Here is a 17,241-nt window from a genome sequence, read left to right as displayed (position 1 = left end):
CAAAAAAACATGAGCACGGAATGGACCTACCGGCTAGCCACCGCAGCCGACTTAGCCGAGATTGTGGGTATGCTGGCAGACGATACTCTGGGCACAACCCGGGAAAAATTTCAGGTACCCCTGCCCGACTCCTACCTGCAGGCTTTTGCCATCATCGCCAGTGACCCGCACCAGGAGCTGACGGTGGTGGAAAGTGCCGGAGAAATAATAGCTACCTTTCAGCTGAGCTTTATTCAGTACCTGACCCACCAGGGTGGCATCCGGGCGCAGATTGAGGCCGTCCGGGTAAAAGCGACCTACCGGGGGCAGGGCATCGGTACGGCGGTTTTCCAGTACGCGATTCGTCGTGCCAAAGAAAAGGGCGCGCACCTGCTCCAGCTTACTACCGACAAAAAACGGCCCGACGCCCAGCGGTTTTATGAAGCGCTGGGCTTTGTGGCTAGCCACGAAGGCATGAAGCTCCACCTGGGGCCGTAGCCTTATTTCCGCCAAGTACCCTTTTACAAGTACCCCCTTTATTGGCTTCGCGGCTTACTTAGCTTGCAGTTCAGGGTTAAAACAAACTGGCGAAGCGGCCGGACATCGAATAGATTAAACTGCCAGGGGTTGAGGTAGCTTACCTGGTTGGTCAGATTCACGACGTTCAGTTGAGCGCTCATTTGTCGGTACTGGTATCCTAGGGCTACGTCCAGGGTATAGCTGGCGGGTATCTGCAGGTTGGGGTCGTTGACGAGCCCCGAAAAGAACTTCCCTTTATAAAACAAACCCGTCCCCACCGAAAAGCCTTTTACTACGCCACTCGGCTCATAATGAAGCCACGCGTTAGCCGTCACCTTGGGCGCATTGGGCAGTACATTGCCCGTAGGGTAGCCGGGGTCAGCCATGACGCGGGTTTGGGTATAGGCGGCGCCCGCCGTAAGAAACAAGGTAGGCAGGAGCTTTCCGTCGGCATCAAGCTCGATGCCCCGGCTACGGTGGTGGCCCTCGTAGTACACCACATACTCGTCGAAATTAGGATTTTCTGGGTCCAGGTACACATAGCCGTAGGGATTGTGCTTGTTAATCTGAAAAAGACTCAGCGTCACACCCAGCTTATTATCCAGTACATTGGCTTTTGATCCCAGCTCCAGCTGATTGCTGTTGGTGGGGGGCGGCACCCGGTACTCTTGGTAGTTTTGGGCAAAAAGATCCGGTGCGTTGACTTCATACCCTTCGGCATAGGAAGCATAGAGCGAAACCCAAGGCTGCGGTTTAAAAACCAGCCCAAGCCGGGGCGTAAGTACCTGCTTCCTGATGATGTCATCCGTATATCCTTCGTATTCTGTGCCGGGCAGCTGGTCCTGGTAGTAGTGGTTTCCCTGCCGGGTTGTGCCCGCCCTAAGGCCAAGCAGTAAGTGGAGTTTTTCGTTGAAGAACATGAGCTGGTCCTGCACATAGAGGCCAGACCGCGCCAAAACTGAAACGTACGGACGGTAAGGAGCCGTGGGTGGCTCTATGGCGGGTAGTTTCCTGAAAATAGGACGGTAGATATTGGATGTATCCAGTAGGTGAAGCTCACCGGCGTTGGTTTGGCGGTAACCCGTTGCCTGGTACTCGGCCCCAACTAAAATAGTGTGCTTGATGGCCCCACTATAGAAGCTCCCGTACACGTCGAAGTTGGCCGAGCCATTACCGGATTTTTGATTAAAACCGTACTCCCGGCGAGCAAAATTGCCGTTGGCATCGGGCTGGTCAAACCACATTCCGAAGGGACGGCTGGAGGCTTGGCTATAAAAGCCGGTGGAGCGTATACGCCAGGTTTTGCTTAGCTCGTAGGTGAGTGTCAGAAAGTAGCTTTGGTCCTGATGAAGGTAGTTGCGTGCCGGATCGCCCAGGTAGAGCGAAGGCGCTAAAGTACCCAGGCCTGCTACGGTGCCGTCTGGCGACACCAGGCCCGCATCATCGGTAGCACGGGATTTTTTGAAGACCGCTTCGGCCTGCACGGATAGTTTGGGCGTGATGTCCCACGCCAGTGTAGGCGCTATGAGTGTGCGCTCCGACGTCACGTTGTCGCGGAAGCTGCCGCTGTTTTCGAGCGATGCATTCAACCGAAACCGCAGGGAACGATCCCGACTGAGCGGCCCGGTAATATCCACCGACGGCCTCAGTAGCCCCCACGAACCCGTTTTGAAATTCAGGTTGGTCACGAATTCACTCAGGGGTTTCTTGGTCACAAAGTTCATCACGCCCCCCGGCGCTACGTCTCCAAAAAGAATGGAAGCAGGCCCCTTTAAAAACTCCATCTGCTCGATGTTGTCGGCGTAGTGGTTGCCCCAGTTCCAGATCATCATGCCGTTCCAGCGGTAGTTTTGGGCGTCGTTCAGATCAAACCCCCGCGCATTGAAAAACTGCGAAGAGCCCGCCCCGCCGTAGTTACCCGTGAAGGTAAGCCCGCTGATGTTTCGGGTCAGGGTGGCCAGGTCAAAAGCGGCTTGCTGGCGGATCACCCGCTGGCCAAGTACCGCAATGGACTGGGGTACATCCTGGATTTGCATCAACGTACGGGTGGCCGTGGCGCTATTTATTTTCACGCCCGACACCCGTACATCCTGCATCATAATGGCCGCCGGAGCCAGCTCTATAGGTACATCCGTGGCCTGGTCGCGGAGGATGATTACTTCTATTTCAGCCGGAAAGTACCCCACCGAACTGGCTAGTATTTTGTAGCTACCGGCGGGTACTTTTAAATAATAATTCCCTTTTTCGTCGGTCAAAGTACCCATGGTAGTTCCTGGCAGGCTGATACTCACCGAGGGCAGCGGCAAGCCATGCGAATCCGTAACCTTTCCGGAGACGGTCCCCTTATCGCTTTGCGCGTGCACGGGAAGGTATGAGGTAGCAAATACAAGTAGTAGCAAGACGTGGAATTTCATATATACTCAATCCTGGCAAATAAAGCTCAAGCTGTTTTTAAAGGCTCGTAAAAGTAGAAAAGTCAAATAAAGCGTCCGCCCAAAAGGAGGAGGGCCCAAGGTAGTTGGCAGGGGTACTTGTCATTGGTATTAGCCCATTTGATTATTTTCGGCTTGGTAGGTGTTAAACATATCTTTCAGGCAGTTGACCAACAGCTCCAGGTTGATGGGTTTTGACATATAGGCGTCCATACCCGCCTTGAAACAATTCTCCCGGTCTTCGCTGAGCGCGTTGGCGGTCATGGCTACGATCAACGGTTTTGCTCCGTACGTTTTACGAATCAGCCGCGTAGCTTCCAAGCCATCTACCTGGGGCATCTGAATATCCATTAATATAATGTCGTACTTCTTGTGCTGCATCATGTCCAGTACTTCCTGCCCGTTATTGGCCAGGTCGGGCTGGTACCCCAGCTTGCCCAGCACCAGCATGATAAGCTTTTGGTTCATCAAAATATCTTCCGCCACCAGGATCTTAAAAGGATAATCCAGAGCAAATGCCTTGGAAAGGTTAGGCTTCTTTTTCTCTACGGGCTGGGGTTTTTCCTTTCGCAGGGCCGCCTTAAGTACCTCGTGCAAATGATGGTGCTTCACGGGCTTAGTGAGCAACGCGGCAAACAAGTCGGGGTACTTTTTCTTGCTTTCATCCCCGATGGAGCTGAGAGCCACAATCGGAATATCCGGTGCCAGGCCTTTGATCCGCTGGCCCAGCTCAATGCCCGCCATGTCCGCCAGCTGCATGTCCGCAACAATGAGATCCAGGTCCGGCTGAGCCGAAAGTAGCTCCAGCGCCTGCTGCCCGGAAGCCACCGCCGTAGCCAGCATATCCCATTTTTGTAGCTGAATCCGGATGATCCTCCGGTTGGTCTCGTGGTTGTCGATGATAAGTACCTTCTTTCCTTCGCAGATGCTGTCGAGCTCCGGGGTCTGGCTTGAGGGTACGGTACCTTGCCTGGCCCGAATCGTAAAAATAAACGAAGTACCTTTTCCCAGCTGGCTATTGACGGTAATGCGCCCGCCCATCAGCTCTACCAGGCGCTTACAAATAACCAGCCCTAGCCCCGTCCCGCCATACTTTCTGGTGATCGAAGAGTCCAATTGGTTAAAGGCCTTGAATAAATTAGTCCGTTGATCTTCGGCAATCCCGATGCCCGTATCCCTGATTTCAAAGCGAAGCTCCAGGTCCTCCTCTTGCATCTGGCGGGCCGAAACCCCCACGAAGACTTCGCCCTGGTGCGTAAATTTCACCGCGTTGCCCACCATGTTGATCAGTACCTGCCGGAGCCGCAGGCTGTCGGCCACGATGTGGGCCGGAACCAGATCGTCGAGCTGATAAATAAGGCTGATGCCCGCATCCGCGATCTTGGGCGCAAAGATCTCCAGCACATCTTCTACGCATTTTCTCAGCTCAAAAGTATGCTCGTCAAGTTCCAGATTTCCCGATTCAATTTTTGAAAAATCAAGTACGTCATTGATCACATTCAAGAGTGCCTCGCCACTGTTCAGGATGGCTTCCGTGTACTCCGACTGTTCGTTGTCCAGCTGAGTGTCCGAAAGCAAAGCGGCCATTCCCAGCACTCCGTTCATGGGCGTGCGTATTTCGTGGCTCATGGTAGCTAAGAAGGTACTTTTGGCCAAATTGGCCTTGTGCGCTTCCTGCTGGGCTTCTTCTGCCAGCAGACGGGCTTTTTCTTCCTCGGCTTTTTGTTCAATCAATTTTTGATTAAGTACCTCCAGGGAGATCGTCTTTAACCGCAGCTCCTCCGACTGCGTGTACAGTTCTTCCGATTGTACCTGTAGCTCCTCCGACTGCGCCTGCATCTCCTCGGCTTGTACCTGCAATTCTTCGTTGAGCTTTTTGAGATGGCTGGCCTGCTCCCGTATTTGTAGCGTGCGCTCCTGTACTACGCGTTCCAGCTTCGTTTGCTGTTTTTGCAGAAAATTGATGCGGTACGTATAAAACAGCACAGCCCCACCCAGCAGCAGCAATACCCCAAGCACCTTGAACCACAGCGTCATCCAGAAAGGCGCTATGATGTTTATCTTGAGCGTGGTCTCTTGCTCGCTCCAAACGCCGTCGTTATTGGCCGCCTTGACCCGAAAGGTATAAGTACCTGGGTATAAATTGGTATAAGTAGCTTTACGCTCGTTGTCGACGTAGTTCCAGTCCCGGTCAAAGCCATCCAGCCGGTAGGCGTACAGGTTTTTTTCGGGAATGGTGAAGTCCAAGGCCGCAAACTCGATGGTAAATACCGACTGCGCGTATTGCAGCGTTAGTTCCTCGGTGGTTTGGATGGACTGCGTAAGGGGCGAGTCCTTGCCGCCCACGACGACCGCCTGGTTGAATAGTTCAAAATTGGTTAACGCCACCACGGGCTTATTGCGATTCACCGCAATTTGTTGGGGGTCCACGATGGTAAAGCCGTTGATGCTCCCCAGCGCAATTTCCCCGCTACTCAGTTTCACGCCTCCCCCCAGGTTGTACTCCAGGCTTTTCAGGTTATTGTATTTGCCAAAATTCTGGAACGACTTCTTCGCCGGATCAAAACGGGTAATACCCTGGTTGGTACTGATCCATAGCTTCCCGCTGGCGTCTTCGGTGATGTAGTTGATGGTGTTGTTAAGCAGGCCGTTTTGCTCAGTAAAAGCTTGAAAGCTGCGGGTCTGAGGGTTATAGCCGTTCAGGCCGCCTTCCATGGTGCCTATCCACATGGTACCTTTACGATCCTCGTGGAAGGCGCTGACGATATCGCTGGTGAGGTCGCTGTTGTGGGTGTTTAGCTGCGAAAATTGCCCGGTCTCCGGATCATAGATGCTGACGCCATTGGAGTAGCCCCCAATCCATATCTTCCCTTTTTTATCTTCATACAGGGCCAGAATAGTATTGTCCGCTATACTCTTTGGGTTGCCCGCCTCGTGGAGGTACTTGGTAAAAACGCGGGTCGTTGGATCGAATACATTCAGGCCGCCCTGGTCGGTACCTACCCAGATGTTTCCCCGGCGGTCTTCCAACAAAGCATCGATGGAATTGCTGGTTATAGCGTAGGCGCCTTCGCCTTTGGTAAAGTGTTCGAAAGTACCCGTGAGCGGGTTCAGGCGGTCCAGTCCGTTGCTGTAAGTACCTACCCACACGCTCCCGTCTTTTCGGCTGGTCAGGACGGCCGTCGTATAGTTGCTTAGCAGGCTATTTTTATTGTTGGCGTTGTGACGAAAAGACCTGTACGAGCCGTCCGACCGTATAAAATACTCCAGCCCCTGGTCGGTAGCCAGGTACAGGTTGCCGCTTTTGTCCTCGGCCAGGCCCCGGATGATATTCTTGGCGGAGGGCGCATTGGTCAACGACGATTTGAAGGAAGGGAATAACGTCAGGTTCCGGTCGTATTTCAAGATTCCCTCGCTGGTAGTACCTATCCAAAGTACCCCCGCTTTATCTTCCAGCAAGGAATAGATGCCGTCATTGGGCATCCGGCTATCGCCATCCGTTTGGTCGCTGATGGGTATAAGCCGCTTTTGGGTAGCATCAAAGAGCTGCAAGGTGGTATTGGTACCAATCCAGAATCTGTTCCCTCGGGTTTTGGCCAGAGAAAAAATGGGATTGAAGCCCCCGGCCGAATTCTCGTCCGGGTCGATGCCAAAAGCCGAAAAGGTACCTTCCGCTTTATTGAACAGGTATAATCCATGATTGGTACCTATCCACAGTTGCTGGTTTTCGTCTTCGTTGATGGTATTGACGGAACGATGGGTGGTACCGCCCGCGCCCTGCGGCGTAGGGGTAAAGAGGCTGAAGGCCCCGGTGTCTCTATTCAGGAGCCCTAATCCCTCGGAGGTACCTACCCAAAAGTTACGTTTTTTATCTTCAAATAGCGCCAGAATAGCCAAAGTACCCAGCTTTGTTGGCTTCTCCGTGCGTAGCGCGTAGCGCCGAAACTGTCCGATTTTTTTATCAAAAAGATGTAAGCCGGCGGCGGTTCCCGCCCAGAGGTTCCCCCTTTGGTCGCGGCACACAACGTTGATACTATTACTACTCAAGGAATGTGCCTTCGAGCCGTCCTGTCTGAACGTCGTGAAGGAATCCTGCTCGCGGTTGTACTTACTAAGACCGCCGGTGCGCGTACCTACCCACAAGGCACCTTCGGCATCTTCACAAAGGGAGGTGATGTGATTGGCCGGTAAGGTGTTCGGATTATGACGCTGGTGTTTATAAACCACCACCCGGTAGCCGTCGTACTTATTCAGGCCATCCTGGGTACCAAACCACATGAAGCCGTACTTATCCTGAAAAATGCAATGGATGGTATGCTGCGACAGGCCGTTGGGGCTGCTCAGCGGCGTGAGGTTTACGGTGAGGGGCTGGCTGAACGCCGCGGGCACGAGGCTCCCCACCATAAGCACCGCCAGTAGGTACAGCGCGCTCGGAAAAGATGCTTTTCTTGCCCGAAAAACCCATTCACAAAGCCCGCTTTCGGCTTTGCCAACTCTAGCGGTCGCTAGCTGCCTGCTGTCTCGCGGATAAGGCACAACCAGCTTCATGGATTTTTCATTTTTCATCCGGGCAGCGACGAGGAGCATTCCTTGCCTTTTTCCAATACATAATTATACGGGGTCACGGCAATTTAAGCTGGCTACCTCAAAAAACAATAGTTTCTCCTTTGTAAATTAACAAATACTTCAAAAGGGATACATGAAGGCTGAAAATGGCCTTCACCAAAAAAACGAACTTTCATGTACTGCAATTCTTCCCAAGGCTACCCCTGTCTCCATGTACTTCCTGCGGGGTACTTTCAAAGATCCTATCCGGAGCGGCCCAGGTACCCGGCCCGAACCAAGCTGCTTTGGGCCAGGTACCTGGGCCGTTTTTTGATTAAAGAAAAAAATCGGGCATGAGCTCTTCGTCGCGCAGGGTAGTATCGACCTGGTATGGGGTAAAATCCGTGACGCCTGCCTGCCGAAGTACCTCTTCATCCACAAAAAAATTACCCGTGCAGTCGCGGCTGGGGCGCGTCAGGATGTGGTAGGCGGCATCGGCCATGATCTCGGGCGTGCGGCACCGGCGCACCGACTCCTCACCACCCAGCAGGTTCTTGACGGCGGCCGTGGCAATGGCCGTGCGGGGCCACAGCGCGTTAAAGGCTACCCCGTACTTTTTGAACTCCCCGGCCATGCCCAGCACGCACATGCTCATCCCAAACTTGGCCATGGTATAAGCCACGTGGGGTGCAAACCAGCGCGTCTCCATGCTGAGCGGGGGCGAGAGGTTGAGCACGTGGGGGTTTTCGGCCTGCATCAGGTGCGGAATGCACAGCTTGCTGGTCAGGAAAGTACCTCGGGTGTTGATCTGGTGCATGAGGTCGTAGCGCTTCATGTCGGTATCCAGCGTAGGCGTAAGGCTGATGGCGCTGGCGTTGTTGATGAGCACGTCGATGCCGCCGAAGGTACTTACGGCCTCGGCTACGGCCCAAGCCACGCGCTCTTCGTCCCGGATGTCCACCACCAGCGGGAGTGCCTTCCCCCCCGCCGCCTCTATTTCGGCGGCCGCGGAGTAGATAGTACCGGGTAGTTTGGGGTGGGCGTCGGCGGTTTTGGCCGCGATCACAATGTTGGCCCCTTCCTGCGCCAGCCGTACCCCAATGGCCAGGCCAATGCCCCGGCTCGCGCCGGTGATAAATACTGTTTTTCCTTGTAGCATATTGAATAAAAGTTAGCAAAGTCTCAGGGCCGTAGCCCGCCAAAATACCCTTTATAAAGCCAAAGCATGGCATGATTTATGCTTATAACTACCTGCTAAGAGGAGTAGTTGGTAAGGCGCCATAAGTTACCGCTGTTGTTTGTACAATAGCTATAATCAATAAAATTATTTTAATCAAAAATACCTCATTTACAAATTGGCATGGATTTCGTGTACGGTACCTTTCGCGCCAAAGTACCCCTGCGAGCCCTGGGCAAGCCATTATTTTGTGCTGCTTCGAACCGAAACAGGCCTGCCAAGCGTTGAAAAGTAGATGGCCGGATTTGCTTCGGCGAGGTACTTAGGGAGAGGGGATCTATTACACACACACTATACACATTCATGCCATACCTATGTTTTTACGCTGTGGTACAAAGTAGTTGCATTCAAAGGGTTTTACGCGGCGGGCTGCTGCTACTCCTGATTCTGGGGAGTACGCTAACGCATGCCCAGTCAGACGGTACCCGGCAGCAGGCCGATCGCGCCTTCTACAGCAAAGCCTACGCGCAGGCGGCCAGTGACTACAGCCAGTTGCTTCTCAACAACGCCCTCTCCTCCAACGACCGCCAGGATATTTTGTTTAACCTGGGCTACGCCTACATGGAGCTGGGCGATCACCAAAAAGCGGAGCACAGTTTTCGTCAGCTGCTCGAGCTCGGCGAGCCCACCGAGCGCCACCGCCAGGCCTACCTCTACTTTGCCCAGGCCTTGGGTAGTAACGGAAAGCTGCAGGAGGCGCAGGCGATGTACGCTCTCTACGAAGAATTCAAGACCAGCCCCGAAACCCTTCCCGGCTTTACTAACCCCGCGCCAGGCAGCGCCAGCGTAACGTACCGGGTCGAAAACCTGAGCATCAACTCCACCAATGCCGAATTCAGCCCGGCCTACTTCCGCGACGGGCTCGTGTACGTGGCGGGCAAGGGTACGGGGAGCTCCTCTACGTCTACCAACAAAGGCTTTCTGGACCTTTACTACGTCCCCAGCCGCCACGACCTCAGTGCCGTAGGGGTACTTGGGCCTGACGGCAAAGAGGTGCCGGTTGCCAAGCCGACGGCCTCCTCGCGCCATAACACCCGCGTGCTGGGCCGCGACAACTACACCCGCCCCACCGCCAACGACTCCCGCACCACGGGTACCTACGCTCCTTTTGATTTCGCGGCGGGACTGAACAATCAACCTTCCCAAAGTACCTCCGGCAAAGGCAGTAGCGCGCAGGAGTTTAGCAAAGACCTCAACACCCGCTACCACGAAGGCCCGGTGACGTTCTCGGACGACGGCAGCCGTATTATTTTTACGCGCAACAACTACAACGAAGGGAAGTCCAGCAAGAGCACCGATAACGTCAATAAGCTCAAGCTCTACTCGGCCGACCTCCGCGACGGCGGCTGGGCCAACGTCCAGGAACTACCCTTTAGCAACGACCAGTACTCTACCGGCCACCCGTCGCTAAGCCGCGACGGCAAGTTGCTGTACTTCGCCTCGGACCGCCCCGGCGGCCTGGGCGGCACGGACCTCTACGTAGCCCAGTGGGACAACGGCCGCTGGTCGGCACCGCTCAACCTGGGCCCGGAGATCAATTCCAAGGGCGACGAGATGTTCCCCTTTGTGGACGAAAACGGCCACCTGTACTTTGCTTCCAACGGCCGCCGCCCCAGCCTGGGGGGCCTGGATATTTACTTTGCCGAGCTCGCCAACGGTACCATCACCAAGAGAGTTTCGCATTTGCCCGCCCCGCTCAACTCGTCCAAAGACGACTTTGGGCTGATCACCGACGGCAACCGGACTACGGGGTACCTGAGTAGCAACCGGCTTCGGGGCGACGACGACATTTTTCGTTTCGTGCGCGAAACCTCGCTCTACGGATGCCGCAACCTGACGCTCCGTATCTTCGAAGAGCAATCCAACATACCCCTGGACAGCGTGACTATTACCGTAAAAGCCCGGGGCGAAGGACGTGAGGAGCAGGAACTCTACACCAATGCCAACGGCGAAATCAACATTTGCCTGGAGGCCAACAATGACTTCCTGTTTGAGCTTTCGCTCGATGGGTACGTGTCGGGTATTCTGGGCTTCTCGACCAAGGGCCTCACCGACGACAAACCCACGCGCCTGGAAGCGTCGCTGCTGAAATTCATGACTTCTACCGACACCGACCTGGCGGCCCCCGCTCGCATGTCGACCGGCCTGAATGATACCGAAGACGACAGCGACACCCCGCCAACCAAACCTACCCTGCGCGGCACGGTCACGAGCGAATCGGACAAAACGCCCATCGAAAGCGTAAAGCTTATCCTGAAAAACGAGTGCGATGGCTCGATAAAACAGACAGTCACCGGGCCCAACGGGCGCTTCCAGTTTGAGCTGCTGGAAGGCTGTGACTACACACTGGTGGCCTCGAAGTCTCAGTACGGTACTTATACGAGCGCCATCAAGAAGATCCCGGTGAAGTCGGAGCCCAAGTTTGTATCGGCCGACCTGAAAATGCTCAAGGTAGGGGACGTGGTGACGCTGGATAAAATCCACTACGACTCGGGCAAGTGGGAGATCCGTCCCGAAGCCGCCCGTGAGCTGGACAAGATGGTAGCGACCATGCGCAAGTACCCCTCGCTCCGCGTCGAGATTGGCGCCCATACCGACAGCCAGGGCAACGCGGAATTTAACCAGTACCTCTCCGAGCGCCGCGCCAAGGCCGCCCTCAACTACCTGGCATCGAAGGGCATTACCCGCAGCCGCCTCACCGCCAAAGGCTACGGCGAAAGCGCGCTGCTCAACCAGTGCAAAGACGGGGTACTTTGCACCGAAGAAGAACACCAACGCAACCGCCGCACCGAGTTCAAAGTGTTGTTTATTCGGTAAAAAGAAAGTACCTCAAGTACGCGCACAATTACGGATATTTGCGCCGCAAAGGTACTTTTTATAAGGTAGTTTATGGTTGTTTTCCCCAACGCAAAAATCAACATCGGGCTCTACATCACCGAGAAGCGGCCCGATGGCTTTCATAACCTGGCTTCGTGTTTTTACCCCGTAGGCTGGTCCGACGCCCTGGAGGTACTTCCCGCGCCGGAGCTCACGTTTCAGGCTTCCGGGCTGCCCATTCCGGGCGGCGAGCAAGGTACCGAGTCCAACCTGTGCGTAAAAGCCTACCGGCTCCTGGCCCGCGACTACCCCCTGCCGCCCGTATCCATCCACTTGCTGAAGGCCATTCCCATTGGGGCGGGCCTGGGGGGCGGCTCGGCCGACGCCGCTTTCATGATCAAGGTACTTTCGCAGCTTTTTGGCCTGCAAGTACCTACCGAGCAACAGCAAGCCTACGCCCGTCAGCTCGGCAGCGACTGCGCTTTTTTTATTGAAAATACCCCCAAGTACTGCTACGGCAAGGGCGATGAGTTTGAAGATATAGCGCTGCGCCTCACGGGCCGTTGGATCGTGCTCGTCAATCCGGGCATTCATATTGCTACCGCCGAGGCCTACGCGGGCGTGCGGCCCCGGCAGCCCGAGCAAGACCTAAGGTACCTGCTGCAACAACCCATCACCGACTGGCCAGGTACCATTTCCAACGATTTTGAGGCTTCGCTTTTTCCTAAGTACCCCGTGCTGCCGAGCATCAAGCAGCGGCTCTATGAGCTCGGGGCGCGCTACGCCAGCATGAGCGGCTCGGGCTCGACGCTCTACGGAATTTTTGAAAATGAACCCAATCTGGCAAACAATTTTGACGGCTATGCCGTTTGGCAAGGAGAACTAATTTGAAATTAACGGGAAATTTCTCGTTCAAAATTCATTGACAGGAAACGTTTTATGCCGCTAAAGTGCTACATTTGACCTCTTAGGCTTTCTCGCTTCCCAACTTGCAGGTATATATGTCCACAAAGCATAGCACTCGTTCTCAGCGAAATCCTTTTACGAAGCGTCGCGAACCGCTCCATTTCCTGCTATGGCTCGGCATTGGCGGGAGTGTGTTGATCTTCAGCATTCTCATCATCATCTATACCCTTCGCGAAGAAGGCCCTACCTGGCAGCTAACTACCCTGCCGGGCGTCTTTTGGCTAAGTACCCTGGCCGTGACGCTGAGCAGCGTCACGCTCCACGAGGCCAACCGCGCTTTTCAAACCGAAGAATTTGCCCTGTACCGCACCGGTATGGCTTGTACTTTTTTTCTCGGCATCCTCTTTGCCATTTTACAGGTAACGGGCTGGGTGGTACTTAAGCAAGAGGGGCTCATCATGCGCAACAATCCGGCGGTGGGGTTTGTGTACCTGCTTTCGGGCCTGCATTTGCTGCATATTCTCGGCGGGCTTTACTTCTTAGGGAAGTGCTTCCGTGAGGCCCTCATTAATAAAACCTACGTTGATGCCTTCGTGTACAGCGTCAACCCACCCAACCGCCTCAAACTAAAACTCATCACTACCTACTGGCACTTTGTGGACGTGCTGTGGCTGGCGTTGTTCCTCTTTCTGCTCTTTCAAACGGCCTAGTTTATTCGGCTTTATAGTTCGCCAGGTACCTCGCTTCGCCTGAAAGTACCTTGCTATTTCATGATTCTCCGATCCCTATGAGTACCCTTCAGCTAACCGTAGTGGGCAGCGGCGACGCCTTCGGCAGCGGCGGCCTTCTCAACACCTGCTTTTACGTAGCTGCGCCGTCGGTGCGGTTCCTGATCGACTGCGGCGCTACTACCCTGCCCGGCCTGAAGCAGCGCGGCCTCAAGTCGGAGGACGTGGATGTGATCATCCTGTCGCATTTTCACGGCGACCACTTCGGCGGGGTACCTTTCCTGCTGCTGGACGCCGCCGTCACCAAACGCGCCCGGCCGCTCACGATCATCAGTCCGCCGGGGGCTCGCCCACGGATCATCCGCCTGCTGGAGGTACTTTATCCGGGCACGGAGGTACTTGAAAAAATCCAGGTTAACTTTCTTGAATACCAACCCTACGAAACGCTAACCACCAAGTACCTTAGCGTGCAGGCCTACCCGGTTGTCCATACCGAAGCGGCCCTGCCGCACGGGCTCCGGATCAGCGTGGCCGGAAAGGTGATCAGCTACTCGGGCGATACCGAATGGACCGACACCCTCCTAGACCTGGCCCGCGACGCCGATCTGTTTATCTGCGAGTGTAATTTTTATGACACCCAGGTCAAGGGCCACCTCAACTACCTCACCCTGCGTCAGCGGCTCCCCGAGCTAGGCCATAAGAAAATCCTGCTCACGCATTTGGACCAGGAAATGCTGGATCAGCTCGACCAGCTGGAGCTTGCCTACGCCGTCGACGGGCAGGTAGTTACGGTATAAACCCTGGCGAGCCTTGTTGGCCACGTAGCGGTCGAATGTATATAGGAAAACGGGTTTCTTGATCCATTCCGTGTGCCTTTGGGTACGCAACGAGTGGTAGTGGTTTCGTACCTAAAGGCGCGTGGCAGAACAGAATTCGGGGGCCTTAGCTATAAAGATTGCGTGCCTAGGGCACTGATTCAATAACCAAAGTACCCCCTTCTACACTTTCAGCCTTACGCCCACTTTCAGCAGGCCGCCCGTCAGCACGATGATGACCAGTGTTGGCCTTTGATTCTTGTTTTCTTTTTTCGTTATGATAAAAAAAGGCTACATTTACCTTAGATCCTATGTTCATAAACCGCCATGATACGTACCATTGTAACTCCTGACCAGCAAAATATTTCTATTAAACTACCCCAAAACTTTGTGGGAAGACAAGTAGAAGTTATTGCTTTTACCATTGATGATGCTACCGAAGAAGTACTCCTCACCGATACGCCTATGACTCACTTGGCCAGCGAAAAAGTATTGGCCAAAGAGTGGCTAACTACAGAAGAAGACAAAGCATGGGAAGATTTGTAAAAGGTGACGTAGTAGTAATCCCTTTTCCGTTTTCTGACTTGTCTGGCTCCAAAAGGCGCCCGACTTTAGTGCTGGCCGACCTCCCCGGTGATGATATTCTGCTATGCCAAATCACCTCTCAAAATACCAAAGACGCTTTTGCAGTACCGCTTATCAAGGAAGATTTTAGCGAGGGTACTTTGCCTTCCGATTCCTACATACGCCCTACCCGCATCTTTACGGCTGATAAAAATAGTATTATCCGCAAAGCCGGTACGGTCAAAACGGCGGTTTATAATCTAGTGGCACAGAAAATCATTACGCTGATTCAATAACCAAAGTACCCCCTTCTACACTTTCAGCCTTACGCCCACTTTCAGCAGGCCGCCCGTCAGCACGATCATGACCAGCGAAAAGATCAGGGATTTGAGAATCCCGACCAGGCCCGTGCGCAGGTACATAGGCAACGCCAGGCCCACCAGCGTTATGACGGCGTACCAGATGTACGGAACCAGGTAGCAGGTAAGCGTAGCCACGCCCGCGGGCCGAAGTACCTTGGCCCAGGCCTGGCGCTTTTGTACATCCACGACCCAGAAAAGCAAGGCGTAGGCCCCGAAGCTGACCCCCGAGCAGATACCTACCCAGGCGGGCGTGGCGCGGATCTTGGAAATACCCCAGAAAGGCCGCAGGCCAAACCCAACCAGCAAACACAGTGCACCCAGCCCGAGCAGTATGCTCAAAAACTGGTACGGCGTAAGTACCCCCGCGTAGCGACGGTAAATCACCGAGGCCACCACACCGGCCATGGCGAAGGCGGGCATGGAGCCGCTTCCGACAATCCAGACGTACTTTTTAACACCATCCAGAAACGACAAGGTACCCGCAAAATCGGCGAGGTTGAAGCCCAGGAAGAAAAGCCAGGCCAGCAGGATAGGTACCAGCTGGTCGCCGAAAAGTACGTAAACCAGCGCGCAAAGCAGGTACGACCAGCCGATCAGCCCCAGAATACCCCACCAGTGGGTTTGCATCCAGGTTGTTTGCGAGGCGTCGCCGCCCCGGTATACCACCGCCAACCCCAGCAGCAGCAGGTACCCAAGTACCTTTAGTGCCAGGTACTTTTTGCCAGCGGGGTACACATTCCAGATCAGGAAGAAGCCCAGCACCATCAGGAGTTGCCAGAGGTACTTGCTCAGTACCATGCCCGCGCCATTGGTACTTTCGAGATTAACAATAAAAAGCCCCATCAGCAGCAGCGCCCAGGTACGCGCACCGATGTGCCTCAGGAGCGTAAAAGTACCCTCGCCTTGGGCGCTGCGCGCGGCAATGGCAAAGGGGATCGACAGCCCGACGATGAACAGAAACGCCGGGAACACCACGTCGGCCAGGCCCATGGCGTCGTCCTGGGCGGCGCTGTGTTCGAGCCAGGTGGGTACTTCGCGGAGCGTCCAGAGGTCGTTCACGAAGATCATCAGGAACATCGTGAGCGCCCGGAAAACATCAATTGAGGCAATGCGCGGAGAGGGAGCCATTTAGCAAAAGTAATAAAGGTACCTACTGGCCCATGGCTTCAAAAAGCTGCACAAAGCAGTTTACTTGGCCTTTTTGCGGCTCCTCGACGGGGCGCGTGCCGTAGTAAATATCCATGAAATTACCGGCTCCCGTCCAGATGGTCTGCATCATACCCAGGTACCTGGGGGCAAGCTGGGCGTTGGAGGTACTTTTGAAATTTTTGAAAGCCTGGTACTGGTCCAGGGCTACTTGGGGTTTGTTCCAGGGGCAGGTGATGACGTTGAAGCCCTTCAGGGCCAGGTAGGCCGCCGTAGGCTCGGCGCGGTTGTAGTGCCAATCGCAGATCACGATGTCCTTCGGAATCAGATCCACGGCGCGGTGCGTGTTGTTCATGCTGCCTTCCCACATGCCCAGGCCGGTGGTTTTGCCGTCGAGCAGGCGGTCGCCCCAGATCCAGAGCGTGCGGTTTTTTTGGGCCAGATGGTTACGAATTTTGGTCAATTCTCCGGCAAAGAGCTCGGCCTTGTCGCGCCCAGCGCAGCGGGGGCATTTGTCGTCACCGATGTAGAACACCTCGTCCATGCCGGCATGGAAGGCCGTGGCTTCAAAGGCTTCCATGATTTCATCCACCAGATCAAACACCACGCCGTGTACCTCCGGGTGCAGCGGACAGTAGCTTTTGCAGTAGAGGCCGTCGGCGTTGGGCCAGACGTACTTTTCGGGCATTTGTACGTGGGGCGTTTCGTCAAACTGCGGGTACACGCGCAGCAGGTTCTGGGTAGTACTGGCCCACGACTGGTGCCCCAGCAGGTTGATCTGCGGAATAAGGTTGATGCCGTTTTTTTGGCAAAGCTTCACGAGCTGCTTCACCTGCTTGTTGGAAAGCGCTTTTTCGTCGCGCAGCTTGGGGTGCGACTTAAACTCGTAGTTGTAATCCACCCGTAGCACCAGCGTGTTCACTTTTCGGGGTACGAGTTCTTTTTCAATAAACGTAAGAAAACGCTCGTGCTCTGCCACCGACGGAGCCGCAATGCAAAAACCCCGCACCACGTAGAGGCTGTCGCCGGGGGTACTTTGGGCAAAAGCCACGAAGTAGCTGAGCCAACACAAGAAAGTAAGGACGTATTTCATCATAGGTAAGGTAGGTAGAAACGTAGGTACATGAACCCGACGAAGATACATAATAAGTTGCCAAAGTACCCCTTGACGCCCCAAGTACCTCCAAAAAA

At 54.6% G+C, this 17,241-nt stretch carries 12 protein-coding genes; 7 read left to right on the top strand and 5 right to left on the bottom strand.

What is annotated here, in order from left to right; all coding sequences use genetic code 11:
- The first annotated feature begins 9 nt into the window (after positions 1 to 9).
- Positions 10 to 477, top strand: coding sequence for a GNAT family N-acetyltransferase (locus HNQ92_RS01900; protein ID WP_184170076.1), 468 nt, complete (start codon positions 10 to 12; stop codon positions 475 to 477).
- Between the two features lie 38 nt (positions 478 to 515).
- On the opposite strand, the gene HNQ92_RS01895 is transcribed toward HNQ92_RS01900, so the two are convergent.
- The 3 genes from HNQ92_RS01895 to HNQ92_RS01885 form a co-directional block, all read right to left on the bottom strand.
- Positions 516 to 2,861, bottom strand: a complete 2,346-nt coding sequence (locus HNQ92_RS01895; RefSeq protein WP_184170073.1) for a TonB-dependent siderophore receptor — start codon at positions 2,859 to 2,861, stop codon at positions 516 to 518.
- Between the two features lie 180 nt (positions 2,862 to 3,041).
- Positions 3,042 to 7,517, bottom strand: a complete 4,476-nt coding sequence (locus HNQ92_RS01890; RefSeq protein WP_184170070.1) for a hybrid sensor histidine kinase/response regulator — start codon at positions 7,515 to 7,517, stop codon at positions 3,042 to 3,044.
- Positions 7,518 to 7,809: 292 nt separating this feature from the next.
- Positions 7,810 to 8,634 carry an SDR family oxidoreductase gene (locus HNQ92_RS01885; RefSeq protein WP_184170067.1) on the bottom strand — a complete coding sequence of 275 codons (825 nt, stop codon included), beginning with the start codon at positions 8,632 to 8,634 and terminating at the stop codon, positions 7,810 to 7,812.
- Positions 8,635 to 9,039: 405 nt separating this feature from the next.
- Between HNQ92_RS01885 and HNQ92_RS01880 the strand changes: the two genes are divergently transcribed.
- The 6 genes from HNQ92_RS01880 (at position 9,040) to HNQ92_RS01855 (ending at position 14,838) form a co-directional block, all read left to right on the top strand.
- Positions 9,040 to 11,529, top strand: a complete 2,490-nt coding sequence (locus tag HNQ92_RS01880) for an OmpA family protein (protein ID WP_343062876.1) — start codon at positions 9,040 to 9,042, stop codon at positions 11,527 to 11,529.
- 72 nt (positions 11,530 to 11,601) lie between these two features.
- The gene (ispE, locus tag HNQ92_RS01875) at positions 11,602 to 12,420 is read left to right on the top strand and encodes a 4-(cytidine 5'-diphospho)-2-C-methyl-D-erythritol kinase (protein WP_184170061.1); all 819 of its coding nucleotides are present in this window, start codon (positions 11,602 to 11,604) and stop codon (positions 12,418 to 12,420) included.
- A gap of 110 nt (positions 12,421 to 12,530) precedes the next feature.
- Complete coding sequence (locus HNQ92_RS01870) at positions 12,531 to 13,145, top strand: cytochrome c oxidase subunit 3 (protein ID WP_184170058.1); 615 nt, start codon at positions 12,531 to 12,533, stop codon at positions 13,143 to 13,145.
- Positions 13,146 to 13,222: 77 nt separating this feature from the next.
- A complete protein-coding gene (locus HNQ92_RS01865) occupies positions 13,223 to 13,960 on the top strand; it encodes an MBL fold metallo-hydrolase (protein ID WP_184170055.1) in 738 nt (245 codons plus the stop codon).
- 345 nt (positions 13,961 to 14,305) lie between these two features.
- On the top strand, positions 14,306 to 14,524 hold the full coding sequence (locus HNQ92_RS01860; RefSeq protein ID WP_184170052.1) for a DUF2281 domain-containing protein: 219 nt from the start codon (positions 14,306 to 14,308) through the stop codon (positions 14,522 to 14,524).
- On the top strand, positions 14,482 to 14,838 hold the full coding sequence (locus HNQ92_RS01855; protein ID WP_221307355.1) for a type II toxin-antitoxin system PemK/MazF family toxin: 357 nt from the start codon (positions 14,482 to 14,484) through the stop codon (positions 14,836 to 14,838). Before HNQ92_RS01860 ends, HNQ92_RS01855 begins: the two co-directional genes overlap by 43 nt.
- A 15-nt stretch (positions 14,839 to 14,853) precedes the next feature.
- On the opposite strand, the gene HNQ92_RS01850 is transcribed toward HNQ92_RS01855, so the two are convergent.
- Positions 14,854 to 16,032, bottom strand: a complete 1,179-nt coding sequence (locus tag HNQ92_RS01850) for a DUF5009 domain-containing protein (protein WP_184170049.1) — start codon at positions 16,030 to 16,032, stop codon at positions 14,854 to 14,856.
- A gap of 22 nt (positions 16,033 to 16,054) precedes the next feature.
- Positions 16,055 to 17,146 carry a family 20 glycosylhydrolase gene (locus HNQ92_RS01845; RefSeq protein WP_184170046.1) on the bottom strand — a complete coding sequence of 364 codons (1,092 nt, stop codon included), beginning with the start codon at positions 17,144 to 17,146 and terminating at the stop codon, positions 16,055 to 16,057.
- Between the last annotated feature and the right edge of the window lie 95 nt (positions 17,147 to 17,241).

Origin of the sequence: Rhabdobacter roseus (assembly GCF_014202275.1) — a bacterium.
Lineage (GTDB): Bacteria > Bacteroidota > Bacteroidia > Cytophagales > Spirosomataceae > Rhabdobacter > Rhabdobacter roseus.
This window is presented reverse-complemented; position numbering and strand designations above follow the sequence as displayed.

Bases quoted from the DNA above. Each gene is read 5' to 3' on its own strand.
- HNQ92_RS01900 (WP_184170076.1), top strand. From the start codon at position 10: ATGAGCACGGAATGGACCTACCGGCTAGCCACCGCAGCCGACTTAGCC.
- HNQ92_RS01890 (WP_184170070.1), bottom strand. From the start codon at position 7,517: ATGCTCCTCGTCGCTGCCCGGATGAAAAATGAAAAATCCATGAAGCTG.
- HNQ92_RS01885 (WP_184170067.1), bottom strand. From the start codon at position 8,634: ATGCTACAAGGAAAAACAGTATTTATCACCGGCGCGAGCCGGGGCATT.
- ispE (WP_184170061.1), top strand. From the start codon at position 11,602: ATGGTTGTTTTCCCCAACGCAAAAATCAACATCGGGCTCTACATCACC.
- HNQ92_RS01870 (WP_184170058.1), top strand. From the start codon at position 12,531: ATGTCCACAAAGCATAGCACTCGTTCTCAGCGAAATCCTTTTACGAAG.
- HNQ92_RS01865 (WP_184170055.1), top strand. From the start codon at position 13,223: ATGAGTACCCTTCAGCTAACCGTAGTGGGCAGCGGCGACGCCTTCGGC.
- HNQ92_RS01860 (WP_184170052.1), top strand. From the start codon at position 14,306: ATGATACGTACCATTGTAACTCCTGACCAGCAAAATATTTCTATTAAA.
- HNQ92_RS01850 (WP_184170049.1), bottom strand. From the start codon at position 16,032: ATGGCTCCCTCTCCGCGCATTGCCTCAATTGATGTTTTCCGGGCGCTC.
- HNQ92_RS01845 (WP_184170046.1), bottom strand. From the start codon at position 17,146: ATGATGAAATACGTCCTTACTTTCTTGTGTTGGCTCAGCTACTTCGTG.